Consider the following 25471-nt stretch of genomic DNA (forward strand, 5'->3'; position numbering starts at 1 on the left):
CCCTCGGGCGCGGGGGCGGCGTTGCAAATCCTCGCCATGGCGAGCGCCATGGCTGTGGTTTGCGCCTTGCCCGCGCGCCCGATGACGACCCGCCCGGGTGCGCCCAACTGCCGGATTTAGGATGACGGATCGTCGAGGGGCGAGGCCGCCGGTGCTGCGGCTGCAGGATGCGAGCGTGTGCTTTGGTGCGGTGCGCGCGCTCGATGCCGTGGAGCTCGAGATTGTCGCGGGCGAGCGCGTGGCGCTGGTCGGTGCCAACGGCAGCGGCAAGAGCACGCTGCTGCGGCTGCTGCACGGCTTGGTCGAGCCGAGCGGCGGGTCGGTCTGGCGCGCGCCGCAGCGGCAAGCCATGCTGTTCCAGCGCCCCTTCATGCTGCGGGCGAGCGCTGCGCACAACGTGGCGCTGGGGCTGTGGCTGCAGGGGCGGACCTGGAGCGCGGCGCGCGCCCAGGCCGCAGAGGCGCTCGCGCGCGTGGGCCTGGGCGAGCTGGCCGGGCGGCGGGCGACCACGCTCTCGGGCGGGCAGCAGCAGCGGCTCGCGCTCGCGCGGGCCTGGGCTACGGGGGCGCAGACGCTGCTGCTCGACGAGCCCACCGCGAGTCTGGACCCGCACGCCAAGCGCGAGGTCGAGTCGCTGATGGACGCCTGGGCCAGCGCCAGCGACCCCGGCGGCCTGCCGCGCACGCTGGTGTTTGCCAGCCACAACCTCGGCCAGGTCAAGCGGCTGGCCACGCGGGCGATCTACCTCGAACGCGGCCGCGTGCGCGCCGATCTGCCGGTGGATGCGTTCTTCGACGCCGAGCGGCTGCGGCAGACGCATCCCGAGGCACACGCCTTCCTCAAAGGAGAGCTTCCATGAGTATTTTTGGAACCAACGCGCCATACCCCAGCGTGAAATGGTGGTTTGTTGCTATTTTTTTAATAGTTCCGCTGCCGCTGTGGGCCGCTGGTCTCGTGCTTGCCTCGACCACTTCCACCGAGCAGTCCGGCTTGTTTGGCGTGCTGTTGCCCGCGTTCCAACGCGCCACCGGCATCGAGGTGAAAGTCGTGGCTTTGGGGACCGGTCAGGCGCTCGATGTCGCGCGCCGGGGCGACGCCGACGTCGTGCTGGTCCACGATGAAGCGGCCGAGGCGCGCTTCGTCGCCGAAGGGCAGGGCATCGACCGCCGACCCGTGATGGCCAACGATTTCGTGCTCATCGGCCCCGCTGCCGACCCGGCGGGCGTGGCCGGAGCCGACATTGCTGTCGCTTTGGCCCGCATCGCCCGCGCCGACGCGCCCTTCATCTCGCGCGGCGACCGCAGCGGCACCGATGCAGCCGAGCAACGCTACTGGGCGCTGACCGGCTCGCCGCAGAACCGCGGCCGGGGCTGGCGTGCTTGCGGTTGCGGCATGGGGCCGGCGCTCAACATGGCCGCTGCGCTCGGCGCCTATGTGCTGTCCGACCGCGGCACCTGGCTCGCTTTTCGCAACCGCGCGGACTTGAAAATCCTCGTCGAAGGCGACCAGCGACTGCGCAACCGCTATCACGTCATGCGGGTCAACCCGGCCTTGCACCCGCAGGTGCGGGCCCGCGAGGGGCAGCTCTTCGTCGATTGGCTCAGCGGCCCCGAGGGCCAAGCCGCCATCGCGAGCTACCGCATCGGCGGCGAACCGGTGTTCTTCCCGTCGAACCTAGATTTCAGTCCACCAGCGCCACCGACTTCACCAGCGCCCAGGCCGCTTGGCCGGTTTGCAAGCCCAGCATTGCCACCGAATGCGCGGTGAGCTGCGCGAGCAGCTTGTGGCCGTTGGCGAGCCCACAGGCGACCGTGACGCGGCCCGCCTCGGCCGGATGCAGCGCCTGCACGGTCACCGGCAGTTGGTTGAGCATGCTCAGGCCCCGCGGCGGCTCGACCGCGAGCGCCACGTCGCGTGCCAGCACGCGCAGCCGGCTCGCGCGGGGAGCGGCGGCCACGGCGCTGGCAACGAGCAGGAAGGGCACGCCCTCGGCATCGAAGCGCAGCAGGCCGTCGATGCCGCTGGGCTGCAGCCCGCCTTGCAGCACCGTGACCGGCCCTTCTTCGGCAAACAGCGGCGAGTCGGGCCGCGCCAGCGCCGCTTGCAAGGGCTCGATGCGCTCGATCCGCCCATCGGCCATGAACAGCACGCGCGTGGCGAGCCGCTCGACTTCGACCGGCGCGTGGGTCACGAAAAGCACCGCCACGCCGGTTTCACGCGCCAGTTCGTCGATCAGCGGCAGCAACTCGGCCTTGGCGCGCCAGTCCAGTGCAGCGAGCGGCTCGTCCATGCACAGCAGCCGCGGCTGCATCAGCAAGGCGCGGGCGATGGCCACGCGCTGGCGCTGGCCGCCCGAGAGCGTGGTCACGGCTTGGTCGAGCCAGGCAGCAATGCCCACGCGCTCGGCCACCGCCTCGAGCGCGTCGCTCGGCGCTTGCGGTGCGCGCCGCAGCGCATACCGCAGGTTGCCGCGCACGCTCAGGTGCGGAAACAGCGCGGCGTCCTGGAACACGAAGCCGATGTCGCGTTCGGCCACGGGACGCGCCCAGCGACCGTCCTGCCAGACTTCGCCGCGCACGGTCAGCCGCCCGCGGGTGTCGGCGTCGAGCCCGGCGATGGCGCGCAGCAGGCTGCTCTTGCCGCAGCCCGATCGACCAAAGATCGCGGTCACGCCGTCGGCCTCGAACGCAAACGCGCCCGTGTCGAGCAGGAACGCCCCGCGCTGCAGCTGCAAATGGCCTTGAATCATCCCAGTTTGGCGGGGCGCAAGGCCCGCTGGTTGAGGGCATAGAAGGCCAGCAGCGTGACGAACGAAAAGCCCAGCAGCACGGCGGAGAGCCGGTGCGCAGCGGCGTATTCCATGGCCTGGGTGTGGTCGTAGATGGCGATGGAGACGACACGGGTTTCGCCCGCGATGTTGCCGCCCAGCATCGCGATCACGCCGAATTCGCCGACCGTGTGCGCAAAGCTGAGCACGACCGCCGTGAGTATGCCGCTGCGCGACAGCGGCAGCACCACGGAAAAAAAGCGGTCGAGGCCGCGCGCGCGCAGGGTGGCTGCGGCGTCGAGCAGCTTGGGGTCGATGCCGGCGAAGGCTTCGCGCAGCGGTTGTACCGCGAACGGCAGCGAATAAATCACCGAGCCGATCAAGATGCCGCCAAAGCTGAAGGCCAGGTGGTGTGCGCCCAGCCGCTCGAGCGTGCGGCCGATGAAGCCCTCGGGGCCGAGCGCGATCAGCAGGTAAAAACCAATCACCGTCGGCGGCAGCACCAGCGGCAGCGACACTGCGGCCGACACGAGGTTTGCCCAGCGCGATGCGCTGCGCGTGAGCCACCAGGCCAGCGGCGCGCCGAGCAGCAACAAAATCAAGGTGGTTGCAGCGGCGAGTTCGGCGGTGAGGCGGATCGCCAGCCATTCGTCGGCCGTGAGCCCGAGCGTCGTTGCCGCCAGGTTCATGGCGCCGCCTCTCCGGGCAGAACAAAGCCATAGCGCACCATTACCCGGCGTGCGGCGGCGCTGCGCATGAAGTCGGCAAAGGCGCGCGCTGCGGCGTTGTTCTGGCCGTGCGTGGTGAGCACATAGGCTTGTTCGAGCGGCTGGTGCAGCTCCTGCGGAATCAGGGCATAGGCCCCTTTCTTGCGCAACGGCTCGCTCAGCGCCAGCGACAGCGCCAGGATGCCCACCTCGGCGGCCTGCTGGTCCACGAGCTGCGCGGTTTGCGCAATGTTTTCTCCAAAGACCAAACGCGACTCCACCTTGGGCCAGACGCCGCTCGCCTGCAGGGCTTCCTTGGCGCGGGCGCCGTAGGGCGCGTGGTCGGGCGCGGCGATCGCGATCTTGCGAAACTCCGAGCGCTCGAGGTCCTGCAGCCGCAGCCGGCTCGCGTCCACTTTCGCGCTCCAGAGCACGATGCGACCCAACGCGTAGGTGGTCACGGGCGTGATTGCCTTGCCGCGTGCGACGAGTTGCTTGGGCAAGTCCACGTCCGCCGAAAAAAACAGGTCGAATGGCGCGCCGTGGTGGATTTGCTGAAAAAACTTCCCCGACGAGCCCATGATGAGTTCGAGCCGGTGTGGCGGATGCGTCTGCTCGAACAAAGGCTTGAGCTCGTCGAAGGCAAACTTCAAGTCCGAAGCGGCCGCCACGCGCGCCGTCTCGGCCTGGGCGGCGCCGCCAAACGAAGCCGCGAATGCCAAGACGACCCGGACGAGGAGGAAGCGAAGCGAGCGTTGCATGGGTCCCGGTTCAGCCGTTTTGGCGCAGTTTGCGGTAAACCGTGGCGCGGCTGATGCCCAGCGTGCGCGCGGCTTGTTGCACATTGCCGCGCGCATCGGCAACGGCCTTGCGGATCAGGTGCAACTCGAGGTCTTTGAGGCTCAGGTTTTCGGCTTCACCGGCGGCGGGCGTGGGCGTGCTCGCGCCACGCTCGCGCGCATGAACCCAGCCCTGCAGCCGCAAGCCCGACCACAGCGGCAGATCCAGCGCTGCCTTGTGCCGACGCGCCGCGTCGAACAGGGCCGACAGCGGCGTCGCGAACAGGGTTTCGGCGTGGGCGTCGGGTTCGCTGCCCAGCAGCGGCAGCAAGGTGCGCGCGGTGCTGTTGGCAGCTGTGACGCGGCCATCGACATCGAGACAGACGAGACCGTCGTCGTCGCTGCCCAGGGTTTGACCGGGCCAGTTCAGGCGCAGCAGCAAGGCATGGGGCTGGCGCAGCGCCAGGGCGTTTTCAATGCCACGCGCGGTTCGCGCCACCAGATGCCGCAGCTCGGGCCGCTCGACCGCATCGATGCCCGTGAGGTCGAGCATGCCCAGGCAACGCCCGTCCGGACCGAAGAGCGGCGCACCGGCGCAGCTGTAGACCGAGGTGTCCTCGAAGAAATGCTCGCCCCGGTGCAGCCAGACTGGATGCTGCTCGATCAACGCCGCGCCGATCGCCGTGGTTCCAACCGCTGCCTCGGACAGATCGGCGCCGATGCGGGTGATGGCCGCGGCGCGCGGGTCGCGCGCGTCGATCGGCCCGTGCGTGTCGACCACGATGCCTTGCGCGTTGGTGAGGAGGGCGAAATAGCGCGTGCGCGCCATTGCTTCGGAGAGCCGCTCGAGCGCCGGGCGGGCCGCTTCGATGAGCGCGTGGTTGGCTTCGAGCGTCTGCCGCAAAACCGCACGCGAGACGGTGTCGAAAGCCACGCGCCGCGAGGGCTCGAAGCCCTGCGCCAGGCAGCGCCGCCAGGAACGCTCGATCCAGGGCTCGATCGCCCCCGCAGCCGCATCGGGCAGCGCTCCGCCGTCGAGCACGCGCGCGCGGGCCGCCGCGATCGTCGTCAGGCGCCGCTCGGCGGTGGGGGAGGTGGGCGGCAAGGAAGCAAGCATCGATCGGACTCCGGTTGAGGATGGTGCCGCGTCAGATGCTCAGCCGTCGGCCAACTCGAGCACCACGGGCGCGTGGTCGCTCGGCTGCGGATTTTTACGCGGCGCGCGGTCGATGGTGCAGCGGGTCACCCGCGGCACGAGCGGTTGGCTCACCAGAATGTGGTCGATGCGCAAGCCGCGGTTTTTCGGAAACGCGAGCTGCCGGTAGTCCCACCAGCTGTAGGTCTTCGCGGGTTGCTCGAACAAGCGGAAGGCGTCGACGAGGCCCAGTTCGGTCAGCGCGCGCAGCTTGGCGCGCTCTTCCTCGGTGCAGTGGATGGTGCCGGCCAGCCCCACCGGGTCCCAAACGTCGCGGTCGTCGAAGGTGATGTTGAAGTCGCCCATCAGCACGAGCCGGGGGTGCCGTTCGAGCTCCGCGCGCAGCCAGTCGCGCAGCGCATCGAGCCAGCGCAGCTTGTAGGCGAATTTGTCGCTGCCGGGCTCTTGCCCGTTGGGAAAGTAGGCGCCCACCACGCGCATCGGCCCGAACGGCGCGGCGACCGTGGCGCTGATCACGCGCGCCATCGGGTCGTCGAAACCCGGAATGTTGCGCACCACGTCGGCCAGCGGCGTGCGGCTGAGCAGCGCGACACCGTTGTAGGTTTTTTGGCCGAACACCGCCGCTTCGTAGCCCGCCGCGCGCAGCGCCTCATGCGGAAACTTGTCGTCCGTGAGCTTGAGCTCCTGCAGCGCCAGCACGTCCACCGGCGCACCCGCAGCCGCCTGCGCCGCGAGCCAATCGAGCACCTGCGGCAGCCGCACCGTCAGCGAGTTGATGTTCCAAGTGGCGAGTTTCATGTGTTTGTGCGGGTATGCCAGCGAATTTCGGCGCTTGCGTGCTATTGAAATAGAAGCATTAGCTCAGACGTGCAGCGCCGCGAGCACGCCCACCAACACGCCCAGCCCACCCATGGCGAACATGGCCCACTCGAGCCACTTCTTGCGCGTGAGCAGCGCGATGGCCGCCAGCGCGATCGACACCTGCAGCGCCGTGGTGGCCTGCGCCCAGCGGTGGTGCTGGTGCATTTGTTCGTCGCTCTTGCGGTCCCACTCGCTCGCCTCGGCTTCGAGGGCCTCGGCCTTGGCCTTGATCTCAGCCTTCTCGCTCTTGTAGCGTTTGATTTCCTCTTGGTAGAACGCCTTGCGCGGTTCGGGCACGAGTTCGAGCGCCAGTTCGGCCAGGTTCTGTTTGCTGCTCTTGGCCTGGTAGTAGTTCCACTGGTTCGAGGCTTCGGTCTTCTTGATCGCCGCGTCGTTCTTGTAGAGACCCGCGTTGGCCTGCGTCGCGCCGGCCATGTAGCCAAAAATCGCGCCGACGGTCGCCATGACCGCGGTGAACATGGCGATCTGGTTGGTCATGCGCTTGTCGGCGCCGGAACCGTGGCCCGCTCCGTGCTCGTCGTGCGCGCCCTGCACGGCGTGTTCAAGCTCATGGTCGTGCGGGCCGTGGACGTGAAAGCCGTGTCCGGACATCGTGATTTCCTCAGGTTTGTGAAAAATCGTGTAGGTAGGTGACAAAGTGGTAGCGCAGGCCGTTGGCGGCAGTGTGTGTTTCGCGCGCGGCCTCGCGCCATCCGGGGCCGAATTCTGGCGCAAATGCGTCGCCCGCGAAGGGGGCGTCGATCTCGGTCACCACCGCGCGCGCGGCCTGCGGCAGTGCCTGTCGGTACAGCTCGGCGCCGCCGATCACCCAGGCTTCGGGCGCGTCACCGCACAGTGTGAGTGCCTCGTCGATCGTGTGCGCCGTCTGCGCGCCGTCGGCGGCCCAGTCGCGCTGACGGGTGAGGACGATGTTGGTGCGGCCCGGCAGCGGGCGAAAGCGTGGCGGCAGCGACTCCCAGGTCTTGCGGCCCATGATCACCGGCGCCCCGAGCGTGGTGCGCTTGAAGTGCGCCAGATCCTCGGGCAGGTGCCAGGGCAGTGCGTTGTCCTTGCCGATCACGCCGTTGGCGGCGCGCGCAAAAATCAGGTTCAAACGGGTCATCGGGCATCCTCGACGGGGGCGGTTCTGGGCGTGCGCGGCGACAGCAACACGGCGGCCATCGCGCCCATCACCGCGAGCATGGCCACGCCATCTTGCCAGGTCGGCCACTCACCCACGATGAGGGTTGCGCTCAGGGTGCCGATCAGCGGCACGGCCATGATGCTCATGGCGCTGGTCGCGGGCGGCAAATGCCGTGCCAGGCCAAACCAGATGATTTGCGCAAAGCCGTAATTGATCAGCACCCCGTAGGCCAGGCTCAGCCACATCGGCCAAGAAAAACGCCATTCGGGCCAGGGCTCGGCCACGAGCGCCAGCACCCACAGCACGGCGGCGGTGAGGATCATCATCCAGACCGTCAGCGCCGGCATGGGCAGCGTCAGCCGCGCGCGGCGCATCATCAGGGTGCCGAGGGCCCAGGCCAGGGCCGCGCCTTCCATCCACAGCACGCCCACGGGCCGACCCGCGAGCGCGTCCAGTTCATGGCTCAGCAACAGGCCAATGGCCAGCAACACCAAAGCCGCAGCCACACCCACGCGGCGCGTGAGCCGCTCGCCAAAGAACAGCGCGCCCAGCAGCACCGTCCACACCGGCATGGTGAAGCCGAGGATGGCCGCGCGACCGCTGGCCAGCGCCTGCACGCCAAAGATCGACAGCACATGCCAGCCCAGCATATTGGGCAGCGCCAGCGCCGCGATCTGTCGCCACTCGGGGCCCGCAGGCGCCATGCGCACGCCGCGCGCGCGGAAGAACAGGTAAAGCCACAGCGCCCCACCCGTCATCGTGAAGGCGCGGAAGTACAGCGGTGTGAGCTCGCGCAGCGAGAGCTTCATCATCGGCCAGTTCACGCCCCACATCAGCGTGAGCGCGACCAGCCCCCAGAACTGCCGGCGCGAGAGCACGCCTACACGGCCACCGGCGCAGGGATCGCCGGGTGGTGCTGGTAGCCGACGATCTCGAAGTCCTCGAACCTGTAGTCGAAGATCGACGGCGGCCGGCGGCGGATGCGCAGTTGCGGCGGCGGGAAGGGCTGGCGGCTCAGTTGCAGCCGCACCTGTTCTTCGTGGTTGCTGTAGAGATGGCAGTCGCCGCCGGTCCAGATGAAGTCGCCCACATCGAGATCACACTGCTGTGCCACCATGTGGGTGAGCAGCGCGTAGCTGGCGATGTTGAAAGGCACGCCGAGGAAGATGTCGGCGCTGCGCTGGTAGAGCTGGCAGCTCAAGACGCCGCGGCCACCGGGTTCGGGCGCTGGCGCCACATAGAACTGGAACAGCGCGTGACAGGGCATCAGCGCCATCTTGGGCAGGTCGGCCACGTTCCAGGCGCTGACCAAGATGCGCCGGCTGTCGGGATTGGTGCGCAGCGTCTCGATGACCTGCGCGATCTGGTCGATGTGCCCGCCATCGGGCGTGGGCCAACTGCGCCACTGCACGCCATAGACCGGCCCGAGCTCACCATCGGCGCGCGCCCATTCGTCCCAGATCGTCACGCCGTGCTGCTGCAGCCAGCGCACGTTCGAGTCGCCGCGCAGAAACCACAGCAGTTCGTAAATGATGGACTTGACATGCACCTTCTTCGTCGTTACGAGCGGAAAGCCCGCGCGCAGGTCGAAACGCATCTGGTGACCAAAAATGCTCTTGGTGCCCGTGCCGGTGCGGTCGGGTTTGAACACGCCGCGCTCATGCACGAGGCGCATCAAGTCTTCGTAGGGCGTGGGGATGGTGGTGGGGGTGGTGTCGTTCGACATATCGGCGCAGGCGGCACGAGGCGGAGGGTGGCCGCAAAGTATAGAGGGGCGTGCTTCGGGCGACGCTGAACAAGTCCCTCGTGCGCCTCGCATCCCATTCCGCGGTCCGGCGCCCGCCATCACGGGAACTGATTCAGCGTTGCCTTCAATCGCGCACCACCCGCCCTGGGTTGAGCAGGCCGGTGGGGTCGAGCGCGCGCTTGATGGCGCGCATCAGCTCGAGGGCGACCGGGGATTGGTAGCGTGGCAGCAGATCGACCTTGAGCGCACCGATGCCGTGTTCGGCCGAGATCGAGCCGCCGTGGCGTTGCACGGCCTCATAGACGCGGTGGTTGATGTCGGCTTCATGTCGGGCCAGGAATTCCGCGGGGTCGCTGCCCTCGGGCGCTTGCACGTTGTAGTGCAGGTTGCCGTCTCCGAGGTGGCCGAACACCACGAACCGCACGCCGGGGTAGGCGGCTGCGAGCTCGGCGTCGGTCTCCATGATGAAGTCGGCCATACGCGAGATCGGCACGGCGATGTCGTGCTTGACGTTGAGCCCTTCCTGTGCCTGCGCGAGCGGGATACTTTCGCGCAGATGCCACAGGTGGCGCGACTGGTTCAGGTTGCCCGCCACCACCGCGTCGAGTACGCAGCCCTCGGCCAGCGCGGGCTCGAGCAGCGCCTCGAAGCGCGCCGCCGCATGGGTTTCGGACTCGGCGTCGCTGAGTTCGAGCAGCACGAACCACGGCGCGCTGCCCGACAGCGGCACCTCGAGCTGCGGGAAATGCCGCTCGACCAGACCGAGCGCAAAGCTGCTCATCAGCTCGAACGCCGTCAAGCCCGCGTCGAGTCCTTGCCGCGCCCGGCCGAGCAGCGCCACCGCCGCGTCGAACGTGGGCACGCTGGCCCAGGCGGTGATGCGCGCCGCGGGCAAAGGAAACAGCGCCAGCGTGGCCGCGGTGATGATGCCCAGCGTGCCTTCGCTGCCGACGAACAGGTCACGCAGGTCGTAGCCGGTGTTGTTCTTGCGCAGGCCGGAGAGCCCTTGCCAGACCTCGCCGGCCGCGGTGACCACCTCGAGCCCCAGGCACAGCGCGCGTGCGTTGCCGTAGCGCAGCACCTGTGTGCCACCGGCGTTGGTTGCGAGATTGCCGCCGATGGTGCAACTGCCCTCGGACGCCAAACTCAAGGGGAACAGAAAGCCGGCGTCCTCGGCGGCTTCTTGCACATGCTGCAGCGGGCAGCCCGCCTCGACCGTGAGGCTGGCGTTGGCCGCATCGAGCGCGCGCACCGCCGTCATGCGCTGCAGGCTGAGCACGATTTGCCGGCCGCTGGCATCGGGCACGCCGCCCACGGACAGGCCGGTGTTCCCTCCTTGGGGCACGAGGCTCACGCCAGTGGCGGCCTGTGCGGCGCGGCAGGCGCGCACGACGGCGGCGACTTCGTCCGTGGTCCCGGGGCGCACGACGGCCAGCGCGCGGCCACGCACGCGGCCGCGCCAGTCGCGTTCGAACGCGGTCAAGTCACCGTCGGTGTACACCTGCGCGGCGCCGACGATGTGGCGCAGCGTATCGAGCAGTTCGCGGGTGGCGGGGTCGGACGGCAGGTTCATCGGTGTCGGGATGCGGCGTTCAAGGGGATCGCTCAGCGGCGGCCGCAGCCCGCGTTGCCGCGCCGCGCAGCCGCAGCCGCACATGCGCCACGCAGGCGACGAACAGCAGCAGGCTCAGCGCAATCTCGACGCCGGCCCAGCCGCGGCTGGGCCAGGGGTCGCTCCAGGCGCGCACCACGCCCTCGGTGAAGTAGAGCCAAACCATCAGGCTGACCCAGCGGTAGGTATAGAGGCGCTGCTTGAGCAGGCCCACGAGCGGCAGGCACAGCGGCAACGCTTTGAGCGCGAGCCACGAGCCACCGGGCCGCAGCGGCGCAAGCCAGAGCTCCCAGGCCAGACACAGGCCGATCAAGGCCAGCAGGCTGGCCGCAGCCGTCCAACGGGACAAGCGCACGGCCAAGGGAAGGGGGGAGGGGGGCGGGCGGTTCGGTCGGTTCATCAGCATCTTCGATGGCATCATAGCTTTCATGAACCTACCCATTTGGTGGCCGACGCCCGAGCGGCTGCGGCGCTTTCCTTGGATGGCGACCCTGCAAACCCTGCGCGCACGCGTGCGGGAAGATCGCCTTGCCCTGACTGCCGGCAGCCTGACCTTCACCACGGTGATTGCGCTCGTGCCGCTCTTCACCGTGCTGCTCGCGGTGTTTTCGGCGTTCCCTGCGTTTTCCAAACTGCAAGGCTTGTTGCAGCAGTGGTTGGCCGAGCGGCTGTTTCCGCCGGCCATTTCCCAGCAAGTGCTCGGCGCACTCGAGCAGTTTGCCGCCAAAGCCAGCCGGGTGGGTGCGGTGGGCTTTGCGTTTTTCGTGGGCTCGGCCTTGTCCCTGGTGTTCACGATCGACCGCACGCTCAACGCCATCTGGCGGGTGCGTCGGCCTCGGCCTTATGCCCAACGCCTGGTGATTTACTGGGCCGTGCTGACGCTTGGGCCGCTGGCACTGGCAACGCTGCTGGCGCTCGGCTCGTATGCGACCACGCTCTCTCGGGGCTGGGTGCAGGCGCCGGCGGGCGTCGTCCAAGGGATGCTCAGTCTGCTCGGCTTCGGTTTGAGCGTGATGACGATGGCCGCGCTCTATCGTTTCGTGCCCCACACTTCGGTGCGCTGGCGCCATGCGTTCGCGGGCGCGGTGTTCGTCGGTGTCGGGCTGGAGCTGGCCAAGCGGCTGCTGGCCTGGTACTTGAAGGCCATGCCGGGCATGTCGGCGATCTACGGCGCCTTTGCCGCGGTGCCGATTCTGTTGCTGTGGATCTACGTGCTCTGGCTCGTCGTGCTCATGGGCGCGGTGATTGCCGCGTATTTGCCGGCCTTGCAGGCGCGCGTGCAGCATCGCGCCGGGCAGCCGGGCTGGAAATTCCGGCTTGCGGTCGAAGCCGTCGACGAACTGGCGGCGGCGCGCCGGCGCGGCGAGGGGGCTGTGGCGATTGGAGAACTCGCGCAGCGGCTGCGGGTCGATCCGCTCGAACTCGAGCCGGTCGTCGACGCGCTCGCCGATCTCGGCTGGGTGGCCGCGCTCGAAGATGGCCGCGACGCGCTGCTGATCGACCTGGCGCACACACCGGCTTTGCCGCTGATCGATGCGCTGCTGCTCGCACCGGCCCCGAGCGTCGAAAATTTCAGGAAAAAAGCGGGTTTGCCGGCATGGAAAGCGGCGGACTTGCTCTCAAATCAGGAGTGAGCGCGACGCGGAATCGGTTCGCGTGACGGCGCGCGAGCAGCCGCGGGTCGTGCGGCCCCCGGCGCTCTTCAGGATTGCAGAAAGTCGCGGATGGCAAACAGCGTCGCGTCGGGTGCCTCGGTCATCTGGTTGTGCCCCACGTCGAGCAGCACGGTGCGGGTGGTCTTGCCGGCGGCACGTGCGCGGTCGATCAGTCCCTGCGCGGCCTTGGGCGGTGTCATCTGGTCGAGCCGGCCGAGCAGGAACAGCACCGGGCAGCGCACGCGCTCGATCGCATCCTCCGCGCCGCGGTAGCGGTCGCAGGCGACGAAGCCGCGGTGGAACACGTTGACCGCGCGGTTGCGTTCGAGCACGCGCCGCCCCAGCGCCATGCCCGCTCCAAACACCCAGGTGCCGGGCCCGAGCGCCGAGGGCGGCGGCGCGAGCGTGCTGCGGCTGAACACGTTGACCAGCTTGATCGCGGCCTCGGGGTCGTGTTGCGACGCCTCGAGCAGCGCGGGTGACACCCGCATTGGTGAGGCTGTGCCGACCAACACCAGATGCGTCACGCGCTCGCCCAGGCGGGCGGCGGCTTCGAGCGCGATGAGCGAGCCCCAGCTGTGCCCCACCAGCGCCGCGCGCGCAACGCCCGCGGCGTCGAGCAAGGCGGTGATGAAGTCCGCCGCCTGCTCCACGCTCGCCGGCGCCTCGCCCTCGCTCTGGCCGTGCCCGGGCAGATCCACCGCCAGCACGTTGTAGCCATGATGCGCGAGGTAGCGGGTTTGCAAGATCCACACGCTGTGGTCATTGAGCACGCCGTGGATGAACACCACGGTCGGCTTGGCCGCATCGAAGGCCTTGCCGCCGGTGTAGCCGTAGGTGGTGGCGCCGTTGACGGTCAGCTTCATCATGCACCTGCCTTTTCTGCGGCCCTGAGCGCGCGCTTGAGGTCGTCGATCAGGTCGTCCGGGTCTTCCAGCCCGATCGAGAGCCGGATCGTGCCCGGCCCGATGCCTGCGGCCGCCAGTGCCTCGTCGCTCATGCGAAAGTGTGTGGTGCTGGCCGGGTGGATGACCAGGCTGCGGCAGTCGCCGACGTTGGCGAGGTGGCTGAAGAGCTTGAGCGCTTCAATGAACGCCTGGCCTTGCGCGCGCGAGCCGCGGATGTCGAAGCTGAACACCGAACCCGCACCCCGCGCGCCGTGCTTGAGCAGCCGCTCGGCCAGCGCATGGCTCGGGTGCGATTCGAGCAGCGGATGCCCCACGCGCGCCACCAGCGGCTGGCTCGCCAGAAACTGCACCACCTTTTCGGTGTTCGCGATGTGCCGCTCCATGCGCAGCGGCAGCGTTTCGATGCCCTGCAGAATCAGCCACGCGCTGTGCGGGCTCATGCAGGCGCCGAAGTCGCGCAGGCCCTCGCGTCGCGCGCGCAGCAAAAAGGCACCCACCGTGCTCTCCTCGCTGAAGGTCATGCCATGAAAGCCCTCGTAGGGCTCGGTCAGCTCGGGGAATTTCCCGCTCGCGTCCCAATCGAAGCGGCCGCCGTCGACCACCACGCCGCCGATCACCGTGCCGTGGCCGCTGAGGAACTTGGTCGCCGAGTGATAGACCAGATCGGCGCCGAGTTCGAACGGCTGGATCAGGTAGGGCGTCGTCAGCGTGCTGTCCACCAGCAGCGGCACCCGCGCGGCATGCGCGATTTCGGCCACGGTGGGGATGTCGAGCACGTCCAGCCCCGGGTTGCCCAGCGTCTCGCCGAAAAACAGCCGCGTGTTCGGCCGCACCGCCGCGCGCCAGCCGTCGATGTCGCCGGGCTTGACGAAGCTGGTCTCGATCCCGAAGCGCCGCAGCGTGTAGTGCAACAGGTTCTGGCTGCCACCATAGAGCGCCGTGCTGGCCACGATGTGGCTGCCCGCGCCCATGAGCGTGGCAATGGCCAGATGCAGCGCCGCCTGGCCGCTCGCCGTGGTGATGCCCCCGATGCCGCCTTCGAGCGCAGCCACGCGCTGCTCCAGCACCGCGTTGGTGGGGTTGCTGATGCGGCTGTAGACATGGCCCGCGCGCTCGAGGTTGAACAGCGAGGCGGCATGGTCGCTCGACTCGAAAACGAACGAAGTCGTCAGATGGATCGGCACGGCGCGCGCGCCGGTGCTCGGGTCGGGGGCGGCGCCGGCGTGCAGCGCCAGGGTGTCGAAGCCGGGGTCGGAATAGCCGGGCATGGGTGCTCCTCGGGGAGGCAATCCCGCGGCGGCCAGTCGTGCCCCGGGGTTTGCCGTGCTGTTTTTGGTGTGGATTGTGGGCTATATTGACTTCGTTCTTTCGCCGCTTCGGCGACAACAGCAGTCCGGAGGCCCCCATGAAAGTCAGCGACATCCTACGCGTCAAAGGCGGCACGCTCTACACCGTCACGCCCGACGAAAGCCTCAAGCGCGCCGTCGAGACCATGGCCGAGTTCGACATCGGCTCGCTCGCCGTGATGGAGCACGGCGAACTGGTGGGCATGCTCACCTTCCGCGAGGTCATCGACACCATCGCCAAAAACGGTGGCAGCGTGGGCGAGGTGCGGGTTGGCTCGGTCATGGACGACCACCCCATGACCTGCACCCCCGAGACCGAACTCGACGAAGTACGCCCCATGATGCTCGAGCGCCACACCCGCTACATGCCGGTGATGGACGCCGGTGTACTTATGGGCGTGATCAGCTTCTACGACGTTGCCCGCGCCGTCGTCGAAAGCCAAAACTTCGAAAACCGCATGCTCAAGGCCTACATCCGCGACTGGCCCGAGGACGAACCCGCGGGCGAGGGCGCAGCCACCCCGCGCGCCAGCTGAGCCGCCCGCCCTGCGGGATAATCCCGCGCATGAGCGGCAACACCATCGGCACCCTGTTTTGTGTCACGAATTTTGGCGAATCGCACGGCCCGGCCATCGGCTGCGTGATCGACGGCTGCCCGCCGGGCATGGCTTTGAGTGAGGCCGACGTTCAGCACGATCTGGACCGTCGCCGCCCCGGCACCAGCAAGTTCGTCACGCAGCGCAACGAGGCCGACGCGGTGGAAATCCTCTCTGGCGTGTACGAGGGCCGCACCACCGGCACGCCCATTGCGCTGCTCATCCGCAACACCGACCAGCGCAGCAAGGACTACGGCAACCTCACCGAGACCTTCCGCCCGGGGCACGCCGACTACACCTACTGGCGCAAGTACGGCATCCGCGATCCCCGCGGCGGCGGCCGTTCCTCGGCCCGGCTGACCGCGCCCACGGTGGCCGCGGGTGCGGTGGCGAAGAAGTGGCTGCGGGAAAAGTACGGCACGACCTTTCACGCCTGCATGACGCAGCTCGGCGAGCTTCCGATCGGCTTTGAGAGCTGGGACCATGTGCCCAACAACCCCTTCTTCGCGCCGGTGGCGGACGTCTCGGCGCTGGAGGACTACATGAATGCGCTGCGCAAGCGTGGCGACTCCTGCGGCGCGCGGCTGCGCGTGGTCGCGACCGGCGTGCCCGCAGGCCTGGGCGAGCCGATCTACGACAAGCTCGATGCCGACATCGCCCACGCCATGATGGGCCTCAACGCCGTCAAGGGTGTCGAGATCGGCGCGGGCTTTGCCAGCGTGGCCGATTACGGCTCCACCCACGGCGACGCGCTCACGCCCGAAGGTTTCGTTGGCAACAAGGCCGGCGGCGTGCTCGGCGGCATCAGCACCGGGCAGGACATCGAGGTGTCGGTGGCGATCAAGCCGACCAGTTCCATCCTCATTCCGCGGCCGACCATCGACGCCAACGGTGCACCGACTGAAGTCATCACGAAGGGCCGCCACGACCCCTGCGTGGGCATCCGCGCCGCGCCCATCCTGGAGGCCTTGCTCGCCCTGGTGGTGATGGACCACGCGCTGCGCCACCGCGCGCAGTGCGGCGACGTGCAGCATCGCGTGCCGCCCATCCCGGCGGCTGCGCCGCGTGGCTGAGCGGCGCCAGCTGCTGCCGTTTGGAGCGCTCTCGGCCAGCTATTTCGCGCACATCGGATTCTTCAACCCCTACCTGCCGCTGTGGCTCAAAGACCTGGGCTACGGGCTGCTCGTCATCAGCGTGTTGAGCTCGGTGCAGTCGGCGACCCGGCTGTTTGCGCCCTATGGCTGGGGCTGGCTGTCGGACCACACGGGCGAGCGCGTCAAGCTGCTGCGCTACAGCGCCACGGTGGCGCTGCTGGTGTCGTTCGCGCTGTTCGTGCCGCTGTCCCCGTGGGCGCTGGGGCTGGTGTTGCTGCTGCTGTTCACCCACACGAGTTCCATGATGCCCATGAGCGAGGCGGCGCTCGCGCATCTGGTCAGCGCGGGTGGCGCGTTCGATGCACGGCGCTACGGGCGCGTGCGGCTCTGGGGCTCGCTCGGGTTCCTCGTCACGGTGCTGGCGGCGGGCGCTTGGTTCCAGCGCTTTGGCATGGGCAGCTTTGCCGTCTGGACGGTGCTCACGCTCGCCGCCGTCGCCGCCAGCGTCTGGAGCCTGCCCGACCTCAAGGAAGCCTTACCCGCGCATGAGGCGCGCGTGCCCATCGCGCCGGTGCTCGCGCAGCCGCTGGTGCGCTGGTTTTTCGCAGCGGCTTTCTTTCATGTGCTGTCGCACATCGCGGTGTATGTGTTCTTCTCGCTCTACCTCGACGCGCTGGGCTGCCCCAAGACCCTGATCGGTCTGCTTTGGGCGCAGTCGGTGGTGGTCGAGATCGGCTGGTTCTACACCCAGGCGCGCTGGCTGCCGCGGCTCGGCCTGTCGGCCTGGCTGGTGCTGTGTTCGGCCGCGATGACGCTGCGCATGGCGCTCACCGCGCAATGGGCCGATGTGCTGTGGGTGCTGCTGTTCGCGCAGGCGCTGCACGCGCTGACCTTCGCCGCGCACCACACGAGCTGCATCGCGCTGCTGTCGCACCACTTCCCCGGCCGGCTGAGGGGGCGGGGCCAGGCGCTCTACACCGTCCTCGCCTACGGCGTGCCGGGGGTGGTGGGCGGCTTGGGCGGCGGCGTCTTGAGCCAAAAATACGGCCTTGCCAGCGTGTTCTGGGCTGCAGTTGCTACATCGATCATAGCAACCGGCTGCGCGGTTCAGGTCTGGCGGCAGACGGCGCGCACGATGGCGATCGTGCGCTCTCGAAATGGCGTCACCGGTCGTCGGTGATCACGCGACGTACACTGTGTGGCGCAGCCTACGGATTGCACCCGAAGCACCCCCAACGCCCCATGAAAACCGTCTACGTCTTCAACGGCCCCAACCTCAACCTGCTCGGCACGCGCGAGCCCGCGGTGTACGGCTCCGCGACGCTGTCCGATGTGCAGCGGCTGTGCGAGGCCGCGTGTGCGCGCCACGGCCTCACGCTCGATTTTCGGCAGACCAACCACGAGGGCGTGCTCGTCGATTGGCTGCATGAAGCCGGCCGCGCGCAAGCTGCGGGCACGGCGCTTGGGGCCGTGCTCAATGCGGGCGCCTACACCCACACCAGCATCGCGCTGCACGACGCCATCAAGGGCACGGGCCTGACGCTCATCGAACTGCACATCAGCAACGTCCACGCGCGCGAGGCCTTCCGCCACCACAGCTTCATCGCGCCGGCCGCGCGTGCCGTCATGGCCGGTTTTGGCGTCGCCGGTTACGCGCTGGCCATCGACGGGCTGGTGCAGTTGGCCCTGCCGTCAGGCGATGCGTAAGCCGGTGAGCGCCAAATAGTCTTCCCGCGTGGCTGGCGTGACGGCGGCGAGCACCTCCGCGGGCGTGGTCTGGTGCAGCGCGACGAGGCGGGCGGTGGCGACGGCGCGCGAGCGGCAGAACCAGTGGCAGCTGAACTGCAGCAGCAGCAACTCGGCCATGAGGGTGTAGGCGCGGTCGCGCGTGGGCGCGCCGCCGTCGACCTGCAGCGCGCGCTGCAGGCCGCGGGCGTGGATGTCGAAGGCGCGGCGCAGGTCGAAGCTCGCGGTCGGCCACCAGCGGTGCGCCGCGGGCAGCGCGAGCGGCAGCGTGCTGACCCGGGTTTCGGTGGCGCTGCGTGCGCCAAAGGCCGCGGCGAATTGGCTCAGGCGCTCGGCCAGGGCTTGCTCCAGCGGGATCAGCTGGCGCCAGCGCGTTTCGCGCGGCTCTCCTACGGGCAAGTCCAAGGCACTCAAATAGCCGCGCAGCAGCGTTTCGGTCAGCCGCTGGATGTCCAAGGGCGCGAAGCTCTCGGCCAGCAGCTGCACGCGGGTGCGCTGCTGCTGCCGGTTGACGAGCTGCAGCCCGGCGCCGGCCAACAGCAAGAGCAGCAGGACATCCATGGCGGACTCTGGGGATGCTCAGCGCGCCGCGGCCGCCGCCTCGGTCTCGGGGCAGGCTTCAGGGCTCGCTTCGGCCCAGGTTTCCACCGGGACGCAACTGCAGAACAGGTTGCGGTCGCCGTAGACGTTGTCCACCCGGCCCACGGCGGGCCAGAATTTCATCGCGCCGGGTACGGCGGTGCGCGCGTGCAGCGCCGCACCCACCTCGCGCGGGTACGGGTGGGGCCAGTCGGCGGCGAGCAGGCTGTGCGCGGTGTGCGGCGCATTCTTCAGCGGGTTGTCCTCGCGCGGCCACACGCCCGTCTCGACCTGGCGGATTTCCTCGCGGATGGCGATCATGGCGTCGATGAAGCGGTCGAGTTCGGCGAGCGGTTCGCTCTCCGTGGGTTCGACCATCAGCGTGTTGGGCACGGGAAAGGACAGCGTCGGCGCGTGGAAGCCGTAGTCCATGAGCCGCTTGGCCACGTCCTCGGCCATCACGCCGCTGGTTTCCTTGAGGCCGCGCAGGTCGAGGATGCACTCATGCGCGACATGGCCGTTTTCGCTGGCGTAGAGCGTGGGGTAGTGCGCGCGCAGCCGCGCGCTGATGTAGTTGGCCGAGAGGATGGCCGTCTCGGTCGCGCGGCGCAGCCCTTCGGCCCCCATCATGCGGATGTACATCCAGGAAATCGGCAGCACGGCGGCGTTGCCCAGCGGTGCCGCGCTGACGGCTCCGATGCCCGTGGCGGTACCCGCTGCGCCGCTGGCCAAGGGCGCAGCGCCGAGGCAGGCACCGGCAGCGGCGGCCGTGGCGTGGCCGGGCAAGTAGGGCGCGAGGTCTTCGACCACGCACACCGGCCCCACGCCGGGCCCCCCGCCGCCGTGCGGGATGCAGAAGGTCTTGTGCAGGTTGAGGTGGCTCACATCACCGCCGAAGGCGCCCGGCGCGGCCACACCCACCAGGGCGTTCATGTTCGCGCCGTCCACATACACGCGGCCGCCGTGCCGGTGCACCAGCGCGCAGAGTGCGCTGACCGTGGTTTCGAACACGCCGTGGGTGCTGGGGTAGGTGATCATGATCGCGCCGAGGCGATCGCTGTATTGCGCGCACTTGGCTTCGAGGTCGGCCATGTCGACGTTCCCGCGGGCGTCGCAGGCGGCGACGACGACTTCAAAGCCCGCCATCGCGGCCGAAGCGGGGTTGGTGCCGTGGGCGCTGGCGGGAATGAGGCAGATGTTGCGCTGCGGCTGCCCGCGTGCAGCCTGCCAGGCGCGGATGGCGAGCATGCCGGCGTATTCGCCCTGCGAGCCGGCGTTGGGCTGCAGGCTGATCGCGTGGTAGCCGGTGGCCTCGCAGAGCCACTGGCGAAGCCGCGCATCGAGTTCGGCATAGCCTGCGAGCTGGTCGGCCGGCGCAAACGGGTGCAGGTTGGCGAACTCTGGCCAGGTGATGGGAATCATCTCGGCCGTGGCGTTGAGCTTCATGGTGCAGGAGCCCAGCGGAATCATGCTGCGGTCGAGCGCGAGGTCTTTGTCCGAGAGCGCCCGGATGTAGCGCAGCATCGCGGTTTCGCTGTGGAAACGATGGAAAACCGGATGCGTGAGGTAGGCGCTGGTGCGCCGCAGCGAGGGCGGAATCCGCGTGCCCGCCGACTCGGCGAGCGCGTCCACCTCCGGCAGCGGCTGGCCTTCGCTGGCGAACAGCGCCCACAGGTCCCGCAGGTCCTCGCGCGTCGTGGTTTCATCGAGGCTGATGCCCACGCACGACGCCCGCTCGCCGGTGTAGCGGCGCAGGTTCATGCCGCGATCGACGGCGCGCGCATGCAAGGCGGCCGCGGCTTCGGGTGAGCCGAGCTCGAGCAGCAGGGTGTCGAAACCCGTTGCGTGCGCCACGCGCACCCCCATTTGGCGCAGTCCCGCAGCCAGGACGCCGGTGTAGCGCGCGATACGCTCGGCGATGCGTGCCAGCCCTGCGGGGCCGTGGTAGACGGCATACATGCTCGCCACCACCGCGGGCAGCACCTGTGCGGTGCAGATGTTGCTCGTTGCCTTCTCGCGGCGGATGTGCTGCTCGCGCGTTTGCAGCGCGAGCCGGTAGGCCGGCTGGCCGTGCGCGTCCACGCTCACGCCCACCAGCCGCCCGGGCATGGAACGCTTGAAGGCGTCGCGGCAGGCCATGAAGGCGGCATGCGGGCCGCCCGCGCCCATGGGCATGCCAAAGCGCTGCGTGCTGCCGACGACGATGTCCGCGCCCATCTCCCCTGGTGGCTTGAGCAAGGTGAGCGCGAGCAGGTCCGCGGCGAGGATGAAGGCGGCTTGTTTGCGGTGGATCAGGTCGGCCGAGAGCTGCCAGTCGGCCAGCCAGCCGCTGCTGCCCGGGTACTGGTTGAGCGCGGCGAAATAGTCGTCGCCCGCCAGCGCGGCTTGCCATTCGTCGGCCGAGTGCACGACGCGCACCAAAATGCCCAGCGGCTCGGCACGGGTGCGGATGACCTCGATCGTTTGCGGGTGGCATTCGCCGCTGACGATGAAGACGGAGCCGCGCGCCTTGACCGAGCGCTTGGCCAGGGTCATGGCCTCGGCCGCAGCCGTGGCCTCGTCGAGCATGGAGGCATTGGCAATGTCCATCGCCGTGAGCTCGGCCACCATGGTCTGGAAGTTGACCAGCGCCTCCATGCGGCCCTGCGAGATCTCGGCCTGGTACGGCGTGTAGGCGGTGTACCAGGCGGGGTTTTCGAGAATGTTGCGCAGGATCACGCCGGGCGTGTGCGTGCCGTAATAGCCCTGACCGATGTAGCTCTTGAGCACGCGGTTCTTGCGCGCGATAGCGCGCAGTTCCTCGAGCGCCTGGGCTTCATCGACGGCGTCCGGCAGCGTCATGGGGCTGGGGCGCGCGATCGCGGGCGGGACGATGGCGTCGATCAAGGCTTGCCGCGAGGGCTCGCCGATGGCGGCGAGCATGCGCGCTTCGTCTTCGGGGCTCGGGCCGATGTGGCGCGCGACGAAGGCCGATGGATTCTCGAGGTCGGCCAGGCGGGCCGTGGCGGGGGTGGTCGTCATGGTCGGTGCGGGTTCGCGGTGCAGCAGGGCGGGCGTTTGCCGTCAGAGGTGCTCAGGGGCGCTCAGAGGCGTTCAGAGGCGTTCAGATGTGCTCACTTGCGCTCAGTGGCTGGCGGCGGCGTGGGCGGCGTAGGCGGTCTCGTCGAGCAGCGCGTCGAGCTCGGCCGGGTTGTCGAGTCGAACCTTGAAGAACCAGCCCGCGCCCAGCGGATCGGTGTTGGCCAGCGCCGGGTCGGCGCGCAGCGCCTCGTTGACCTCAACGATCGTTCCCGAAGCCGGCATGTACACGTCGGCCGCCGCCTTGACCGACTCGACCACACCGGCCACGCTCTTGGCGGCGTAGTGCTTGCCCATTTCGGGCAGTTCGACGAACACCACGTCGCCGAGCGCGTCCTGCGCATGGTGGGTGATGCCGACGGTGGCGACATCGCCCTCGAGGCGGATCCATTCGTGGTCGGGCGTGTACTTGGTCGTGCTCATGGAGAGGCTCCTTGCGATGGGGGAAAGGGAGGGAAGAAGGGAAATGGGGGTCTTGAGCTTTCAGCCGCGGTGGTAGCGCGTGGGCACGAAAGGCATGGGGCGCACGCGCATGGGCACGGGCTTGCCGCGCACCATGGCGAAGACTTCGGTATCGGGCTCGCTGTAATCGGTTTCGACATAGCCCATGGCGATCGGGGTGTTGAGCGTGGGCGAGAGCAGCCCGCTCGTCGTCTCACCGATCGTCTGGCCGTCGAAGTTTTCGAGCCCGACATGCTCGCGCACCGGCACGCGTTCCTGGGCGACGAGGCCGACGCGCCGCCGCTCGACCGGGATGCGCCCATCGAGTTGGCCCAACACTCGCTCGGCCCCAGGGAATCCGCCCGCGCGCGCGCCGCCGCTGCGGCGAACCTTCTGAATCGCCCAGGCCAGCCCTGCCTCGACTGGGCTGGTGGTGGCGTCGATGTCGTTGCCGTACAGCGGCAGGCCGGCTTCGAGGCGTAGCGAATTGCGCGCGCCCAGGCCCGCGGGGCGAACTTCGGGCTGCTCGAGCAGCGCCAGGGCCAAGCCCTCGGCCGCGTCGGCGGGCACCGAAATCTCGAAGCCGTCCTCGCCGGTGTAGCCGCTGCGCGTGACGTAGAGTTCGGCGCCGTTCCACTCGAACGCGCGGCCGGTCATGAAGACGAGGGTTTCGACACCGGGCAGCAGCCGGCGCAGCGCATCGACGGCGCGTGGCCCTTGCAGCGCGAGCAGCGCGCGGTCGAACTGCACCCGGATCGTGCAGCGGTGACCGATGCCCGCGGCAATATGCGCGAGGTCACCGTGTTTGCATGCGCCGTTGACGATGAGGAACAGGTCACCGCCCTGGGCGACGTCGCGGTTGACGAACATCAGGTCGTCGATGATGCCGCCGGCGTCGTTGAGCAGCAGGCCATAGCGCTGCCGGTCGACCCCGAGGCCAAGCACGTCCATGGGGATGAGGGCCTCGAGCGCGGCCGCCGCATCCGGGCCGATCAGAGAGAGCTGGCCCATGTGCGAGACGTCGAACAGGCTGGCCGATTCACGAGTGTGGTGGTGCTCGGCGAGCAGCCCCGCGGGGTATTGCACCGGCATCGCGTAGCCGGCAAAGGGCACCATGCGGGCGCCCAGGCGCACATGCAGCGCATGCAGCGGTGTGTGGCGCAGGGTATCGTCGGCGGGGTGGCTCATGGTCGCGGTCTCCAAAGGCAAGGGCAAGAAGGCCCGCCAGTTCTGGCGGGTGACGCTGCCCTCGCTGTCCGCTTTACCTGAGAGATTGGCGGCGCCGCCACGATAGGCGCACCGCTTGCCCCTTCGGTGGGCGGAGTCGATCCGCCTCTCTCCAGTGAGGGACGCCGCCGTTCCGGCGACGTCTTTGCCAGTCCTTTTGCCTGAGCGTTCGGGGAGTTCCCTGCGCCTTCGGCGGCTGCTTCAGCCGGGCTTGAAGCCGGGCTCGGCAGCACTCTCCTGGCAAGTCCGCAGTGTAGCCGAAGGCATGGCGCCGGGTGCGCCAGCCACCGGCCGCGTTGCGTTTACATGCCGACGTAGTTCGGGCCGCCGCCACCTTCGGGCGTAACCCAGACGATGTTTTGGGTCGGGTCTTTGATGTCGCAGGTTTTGCAGTGCACGCAGTTCTGTGCGTTGATCTGCAGCCGCTGCGCGTTGCCGCCCTGGGCCTCATCGGGAACGAACTCATAGACCCCCGCAGGGCAGTAGCGGCTTTCGGGCCCGGCATACACGGCCAGATTGATGCGTACCGGGACCGTGGGGTCTTTGAGGGTCAGATGCGGCGGCTGGTTTTCCTCGTGGTTGGTGTTGCTCAGAAAGACCGAGGAGAGGCGGTCGAAGGTCAGCTTGCCGTCGGGCTTGGGGTAGGCGATGGGGCTGCACTCGGCCGCGGGCTTGAGCGCGAGATGGTCGGGCTTGTCGCGGTGGATGGTCCACGGCACGGCGCCCTTGAGCACGTACTGCTCGATGCCGGTCATCAGCGTGCCGATGCTGCGGCCCTTTTTGAACCACTGTTTGAAGTTGCGCGCTTTGTTGAGTTCGGTGTGCAGCCAGCTCGACTCGAACGCTTCCGGGTAGGCGCTGAGCTCGTCGTGCGCGCGGCCCGCACCGAGTGCGTCGAAGGCGGCCTCGGCAGCAAGCATGCCGGTTTTGATGGCGGCGTGGCTGCCTTTGATGCGGCTGGCGTTGAGGTAGCCCGCCTCGCAGCCGATGAGCGCACCGCCCGGGAACACGGTTTTGGGCAGCGAAAGCAGGCCGCCGGCGGTGATCGCCCGCGCGCCGTAACCCAGCCGCCGCGCCGTCACCTGGCCCTGGCTGTTCTCGAAATACCAGCGGATGTTGGGGTGGGTCTTGAAGCGCTGGAACTCTTCGAAGGGGCTGAGGTAGGGGTTCTGGTAGTCGAGCCCGACGACGAAGCCGACCACCATTTTGTTGTCCTCCATGTGGTAGAGGAAGGAGCCGCCGTAGGTCATTTCATCGAGCGGCCAGCCGGCGCTGTGCAACGCTAGGCCGGGCTGGTGGCGCGCGGGGTCGATCTCCCACAGCTCCTTGATGCCGATCGCGTAGCTTTGCGGGTCGCGCCCCTCGTCGAGACGGAAGCGCTCGATCAGCTGGCGCCCGAGGTGGCCGCGCGCGCCCTCGGCGAAGATCGTGTATTTGGCGTGCAACTCCATGCCGAGCTGGAAGTTCTCGGTCGGCTCGCCATCCTTGCCGATGCCGAGGTTGCCCGTGGCCACGCCCTTGACCGAGCCGTCGTCGTTGTAGAGCACTTCGGCAGCCGCAAAGCCAGGGAAGATTTCGACGCCCAAACTTTCAGCCTGCTGCGCCATCCAGCGCACGACGTTGCCGAGGCTGACGATGTAGTTGCCTTCGTTGTGGAAGCACTTGGGCAGCAGGAAGTTCGGCACCCGGGTGGCACCGGTTTCGCTGGTCATGAGGAACACGTCCTCGGTCACCGGCTGGTTGAGCGGCGCGCCCATGGCCTTCCAGTCGGGGAAGAGCTCATTCATCGCGATCGGGTCCATGATCGCGCCCGAGAGGATGTGCGCGCCAGGCTCGGAGCCTTTTTCGAGCACCACGACCGAGACGTCGCGCCCGTGCTGCTGGGCGAGCTGCTTGAGGCGGATCGCGGTGGCGAGGCCACCCGGGCCGGCACCGACGATGACGACGTCGTATTCCATGGCCTCGCGGGGGCCGAATTGGGCTAGGATTTCTTCAGGAGTCATGAGCGATCTCGTTGGCGGGCGATGA

25 protein-coding genes and 2 riboswitches are annotated in these 25471 nt (G+C 68.5%); of the genes, 7 read left to right on the forward strand and 18 right to left on the reverse strand.

All coding sequences use genetic code 11. The features are described 5' to 3' along the window. Nucleotides 1–121 precede the first annotated feature (121 nt). Nucleotides 122–859 (forward strand): ATP-binding cassette domain-containing protein, encoded by a 738-nt coding sequence (locus tag EDC62_RS10060; RefSeq protein ID WP_124223272.1) that lies wholly within the window; start codon nucleotides 122–124, stop codon nucleotides 857–859. Continuing rightward, complete coding sequence (locus EDC62_RS10065) at nucleotides 856–1767, forward strand: ABC transporter substrate-binding protein (RefSeq protein WP_124223274.1); 912 nt, start codon at nucleotides 856–858, stop codon at nucleotides 1765–1767. Before EDC62_RS10060 ends, EDC62_RS10065 begins: the two co-directional genes overlap by 4 nt. Here the strand turns inward: EDC62_RS10065 and modC are convergent. The 11 genes from modC to EDC62_RS10120 all read right to left on the reverse strand — a co-directional run bounded on the left by modC (nucleotide 1682) and on the right by EDC62_RS10120 (nucleotide 11173). Continuing rightward, nucleotides 1682–2749 (reverse strand): molybdenum ABC transporter ATP-binding protein, encoded by a 1068-nt coding sequence (modC, locus tag EDC62_RS10070; protein ID WP_124223276.1) that lies wholly within the window; start codon nucleotides 2747–2749, stop codon nucleotides 1682–1684. The genes EDC62_RS10065 and modC overlap by 86 nt on opposite strands. Then, nucleotides 2746–3456: a molybdate ABC transporter permease subunit gene (modB, locus tag EDC62_RS10075; RefSeq protein WP_124223278.1), complete on the reverse strand. Its 711-nt coding sequence runs from the start codon at nucleotides 3454–3456 to the stop codon at nucleotides 2746–2748. Before modB ends, modC begins: the two co-directional genes overlap by 4 nt. After that, complete coding sequence (modA, locus tag EDC62_RS10080; RefSeq protein WP_124223281.1) at nucleotides 3453–4235, reverse strand: molybdate ABC transporter substrate-binding protein; 783 nt, start codon at nucleotides 4233–4235, stop codon at nucleotides 3453–3455. Before modA ends, modB begins: the two co-directional genes overlap by 4 nt. 10 nt (nucleotides 4236–4245) lie before the next feature. Next, nucleotides 4246–5370, reverse strand: a complete 1125-nt coding sequence (locus tag EDC62_RS10085) for a helix-turn-helix domain-containing protein (protein WP_124223283.1) — start codon at nucleotides 5368–5370, stop codon at nucleotides 4246–4248. Nucleotides 5371–5409: 39 nt separating this feature from the next. Beyond that, a complete protein-coding gene (locus EDC62_RS10090; RefSeq protein ID WP_124223285.1) occupies nucleotides 5410–6207 on the reverse strand; it encodes an exodeoxyribonuclease III in 798 nt (265 codons plus the stop codon). Nucleotides 6208–6270: 63 nt separating this feature from the next. Continuing rightward, complete coding sequence (locus tag EDC62_RS10095; protein WP_124223287.1) at nucleotides 6271–6882, reverse strand: DUF4337 domain-containing protein; 612 nt, start codon at nucleotides 6880–6882, stop codon at nucleotides 6271–6273. 10 nt (nucleotides 6883–6892) lie between these two features. Then, complete coding sequence (locus tag EDC62_RS10100; RefSeq protein ID WP_124223289.1) at nucleotides 6893–7393, reverse strand: dihydrofolate reductase; 501 nt, start codon at nucleotides 7391–7393, stop codon at nucleotides 6893–6895. Continuing rightward, nucleotides 7390–8292 (reverse strand): DMT family transporter, encoded by a 903-nt coding sequence (locus EDC62_RS10105; protein WP_124223291.1) that lies wholly within the window; start codon nucleotides 8290–8292, stop codon nucleotides 7390–7392. The genes EDC62_RS10100 and EDC62_RS10105 overlap by 4 nt, the downstream gene beginning before the upstream one ends. 2 nt (nucleotides 8293–8294) lie before the next feature. Beyond that, on the reverse strand, nucleotides 8295–9140 hold the full coding sequence (locus EDC62_RS10110; RefSeq protein ID WP_124223293.1) for a thymidylate synthase: 846 nt from the start codon (nucleotides 9138–9140) through the stop codon (nucleotides 8295–8297). A gap of 145 nt (nucleotides 9141–9285) precedes the next feature. Then, nucleotides 9286–10734 (reverse strand): FAD-binding oxidoreductase, encoded by a 1449-nt coding sequence (locus EDC62_RS10115; protein ID WP_124223295.1) that lies wholly within the window; start codon nucleotides 10732–10734, stop codon nucleotides 9286–9288. Nucleotides 10735–10753: 19 nt separating this feature from the next. Beyond that, entirely contained in the window at nucleotides 10754–11173 is a 420-nt protein-coding gene (locus tag EDC62_RS10120) for a DUF2069 domain-containing protein (protein ID WP_124223296.1), read from the reverse strand. A 28-nt stretch (nucleotides 11174–11201) separates the two neighbouring features. On the opposite strand from EDC62_RS10120, the gene EDC62_RS10125 reads away from it, so the two are divergent. Continuing rightward, nucleotides 11202–12407 carry a YihY family inner membrane protein gene (locus EDC62_RS10125; RefSeq protein WP_124223298.1) on the forward strand — a complete coding sequence of 402 codons (1206 nt, stop codon included), beginning with the start codon at nucleotides 11202–11204 and terminating at the stop codon, nucleotides 12405–12407. A 68-nt stretch (nucleotides 12408–12475) separates the two neighbouring features. On the opposite strand, the gene EDC62_RS10130 is transcribed toward EDC62_RS10125, so the two are convergent. Both EDC62_RS10130 and EDC62_RS10135 read right to left on the reverse strand, forming a co-directional pair. After that, a complete protein-coding gene (locus EDC62_RS10130) occupies nucleotides 12476–13294 on the reverse strand; it encodes an alpha/beta fold hydrolase (RefSeq protein ID WP_124223753.1) in 819 nt (272 codons plus the stop codon). Beyond that, entirely contained in the window at nucleotides 13294–14604 is a 1311-nt protein-coding gene (locus EDC62_RS10135; protein WP_124223301.1) for an O-acetylhomoserine aminocarboxypropyltransferase, read from the reverse strand. The genes EDC62_RS10130 and EDC62_RS10135 overlap by 1 nt, the downstream gene beginning before the upstream one ends. A gap of 137 nt (nucleotides 14605–14741) precedes the next feature. Between EDC62_RS10135 and EDC62_RS10140 the strand changes: the two genes are divergently transcribed. From EDC62_RS10140 to EDC62_RS10155, 4 genes are all read left to right on the forward strand, one after another. Then, nucleotides 14742–15218 carry a CBS domain-containing protein gene (locus tag EDC62_RS10140; RefSeq protein WP_124223302.1) on the forward strand — a complete coding sequence of 159 codons (477 nt, stop codon included), beginning with the start codon at nucleotides 14742–14744 and terminating at the stop codon, nucleotides 15216–15218. A gap of 29 nt (nucleotides 15219–15247) precedes the next feature. After that, nucleotides 15248–16351 (forward strand): chorismate synthase, encoded by a 1104-nt coding sequence (gene aroC / locus EDC62_RS10145; protein ID WP_124223304.1) that lies wholly within the window; start codon nucleotides 15248–15250, stop codon nucleotides 16349–16351. Continuing rightward, on the forward strand, nucleotides 16344–17552 hold the full coding sequence (locus EDC62_RS10150) for an MFS transporter (protein ID WP_124223307.1): 1209 nt from the start codon (nucleotides 16344–16346) through the stop codon (nucleotides 17550–17552). The genes aroC and EDC62_RS10150 overlap by 8 nt, the downstream gene beginning before the upstream one ends. Nucleotides 17553–17614: 62 nt before the next feature. Further along, nucleotides 17615–18079, forward strand: coding sequence for a type II 3-dehydroquinate dehydratase (locus tag EDC62_RS10155; RefSeq protein ID WP_124223309.1), 465 nt, complete (start codon nucleotides 17615–17617; stop codon nucleotides 18077–18079). Here the strand turns inward: EDC62_RS10155 and EDC62_RS10160 are convergent. The 5 genes from EDC62_RS10160 to EDC62_RS10180 all read right to left on the reverse strand — a co-directional run bounded on the left by EDC62_RS10160 (nucleotide 18065) and on the right by EDC62_RS10180 (nucleotide 25446). Then, nucleotides 18065–18679 carry a hypothetical protein gene (locus tag EDC62_RS10160; RefSeq protein ID WP_124223311.1) on the reverse strand — a complete coding sequence of 205 codons (615 nt, stop codon included), beginning with the start codon at nucleotides 18677–18679 and terminating at the stop codon, nucleotides 18065–18067. The two genes, EDC62_RS10155 and EDC62_RS10160, sit on opposite strands and share 15 nt — an antisense overlap. A gap of 18 nt (nucleotides 18680–18697) precedes the next feature. Beyond that, on the reverse strand, nucleotides 18698–21718 hold the full coding sequence (gcvP, locus tag EDC62_RS10165; RefSeq protein WP_124223313.1) for an aminomethyl-transferring glycine dehydrogenase: 3021 nt from the start codon (nucleotides 21716–21718) through the stop codon (nucleotides 18698–18700). A gap of 102 nt (nucleotides 21719–21820) precedes the next feature. After that, entirely contained in the window at nucleotides 21821–22198 is a 378-nt protein-coding gene (gcvH, locus tag EDC62_RS10170; protein WP_124223315.1) for a glycine cleavage system protein GcvH, read from the reverse strand. 60 nt (nucleotides 22199–22258) lie between these two features. After that, nucleotides 22259–23404, reverse strand: a complete 1146-nt coding sequence (gcvT, locus tag EDC62_RS10175) for a glycine cleavage system aminomethyltransferase GcvT (RefSeq protein WP_124223317.1) — start codon at nucleotides 23402–23404, stop codon at nucleotides 22259–22261. A 54-nt stretch (nucleotides 23405–23458) separates the two neighbouring features. Next, nucleotides 23459–23569: riboswitch (glycine riboswitch) on the reverse strand. A gap of 13 nt (nucleotides 23570–23582) precedes the next feature. Beyond that, a riboswitch (glycine riboswitch) is annotated at nucleotides 23583–23693 on the reverse strand. A gap of 52 nt (nucleotides 23694–23745) precedes the next feature. Beyond that, the gene (locus EDC62_RS10180) at nucleotides 23746–25446 is read right to left on the reverse strand and encodes an electron transfer flavoprotein-ubiquinone oxidoreductase (protein WP_124223320.1); all 1701 of its coding nucleotides are present in this window, start codon (nucleotides 25444–25446) and stop codon (nucleotides 23746–23748) included. Nucleotides 25447–25471 lie beyond the last annotated feature (25 nt).

Origin of the sequence: Tibeticola sediminis, from assembly GCF_003843835.1 — a bacterium.
Taxonomy (GTDB): Bacteria; Pseudomonadota; Gammaproteobacteria; order Burkholderiales; family Burkholderiaceae_C; genus Tibeticola; species Tibeticola sediminis.

Bases quoted from the DNA above. Each gene is read 5' to 3' on its own strand.
- EDC62_RS10115 (WP_124223295.1), bottom strand. From the start codon at position 10,734: ATGAACCTGCCGTCCGACCCCGCCACCCGCGAACTGCTCGATACGCTG.
- EDC62_RS10090 (WP_124223285.1), bottom strand. From the start codon at position 6,207: ATGAAACTCGCCACTTGGAACATCAACTCGCTGACGGTGCGGCTGCCG.
- EDC62_RS10065 (WP_124223274.1), top strand. From the start codon at position 856: ATGAGTATTTTTGGAACCAACGCGCCATACCCCAGCGTGAAATGGTGG.
- EDC62_RS10135 (WP_124223301.1), bottom strand. From the start codon at position 14,604: ATGCCCGGCTATTCCGACCCCGGCTTCGACACCCTGGCGCTGCACGCC.
- EDC62_RS10100 (WP_124223289.1), bottom strand. From the start codon at position 7,393: ATGACCCGTTTGAACCTGATTTTTGCGCGCGCCGCCAACGGCGTGATC.
- EDC62_RS10120 (WP_124223296.1), bottom strand. From the start codon at position 11,173: ATGAACCGACCGAACCGCCCGCCCCCCTCCCCCCTTCCCTTGGCCGTG.
- modC (WP_124223276.1), bottom strand. From the start codon at position 2,749: ATGATTCAAGGCCATTTGCAGCTGCAGCGCGGGGCGTTCCTGCTCGAC.
- EDC62_RS10110 (WP_124223293.1), bottom strand. From the start codon at position 9,140: ATGTCGAACGACACCACCCCCACCACCATCCCCACGCCCTACGAAGAC.
- EDC62_RS10155 (WP_124223309.1), top strand. From the start codon at position 17,615: ATGAAAACCGTCTACGTCTTCAACGGCCCCAACCTCAACCTGCTCGGC.
- modB (WP_124223278.1), bottom strand. From the start codon at position 3,456: ATGAACCTGGCGGCAACGACGCTCGGGCTCACGGCCGACGAATGGCTG.
- EDC62_RS10095 (WP_124223287.1), bottom strand. From the start codon at position 6,882: ATGTCCGGACACGGCTTTCACGTCCACGGCCCGCACGACCATGAGCTT.
- aroC (WP_124223304.1), top strand. From the start codon at position 15,248: ATGAGCGGCAACACCATCGGCACCCTGTTTTGTGTCACGAATTTTGGC.
- modA (WP_124223281.1), bottom strand. From the start codon at position 4,235: ATGCAACGCTCGCTTCGCTTCCTCCTCGTCCGGGTCGTCTTGGCATTC.
- gcvH (WP_124223315.1), bottom strand. From the start codon at position 22,198: ATGAGCACGACCAAGTACACGCCCGACCACGAATGGATCCGCCTCGAG.
- gcvT (WP_124223317.1), bottom strand. From the start codon at position 23,404: ATGAGCCACCCCGCCGACGATACCCTGCGCCACACACCGCTGCATGCG.
- EDC62_RS10160 (WP_124223311.1), bottom strand. From the start codon at position 18,679: ATGGATGTCCTGCTGCTCTTGCTGTTGGCCGGCGCCGGGCTGCAGCTC.
- EDC62_RS10180 (WP_124223320.1), bottom strand. From the start codon at position 25,446: ATGACTCCTGAAGAAATCCTAGCCCAATTCGGCCCCCGCGAGGCCATG.
- EDC62_RS10130 (WP_124223753.1), bottom strand. From the start codon at position 13,294: ATGAAGCTGACCGTCAACGGCGCCACCACCTACGGCTACACCGGCGGC.
- EDC62_RS10085 (WP_124223283.1), bottom strand. From the start codon at position 5,370: ATGCTTGCTTCCTTGCCGCCCACCTCCCCCACCGCCGAGCGGCGCCTG.
- EDC62_RS10060 (WP_124223272.1), top strand. From the start codon at position 122: ATGACGGATCGTCGAGGGGCGAGGCCGCCGGTGCTGCGGCTGCAGGAT.
- EDC62_RS10125 (WP_124223298.1), top strand. From the start codon at position 11,202: ATGAACCTACCCATTTGGTGGCCGACGCCCGAGCGGCTGCGGCGCTTT.
- EDC62_RS10140 (WP_124223302.1), top strand. From the start codon at position 14,742: ATGAAAGTCAGCGACATCCTACGCGTCAAAGGCGGCACGCTCTACACC.
- gcvP (WP_124223313.1), bottom strand. From the start codon at position 21,718: ATGACGACCACCCCCGCCACGGCCCGCCTGGCCGACCTCGAGAATCCA.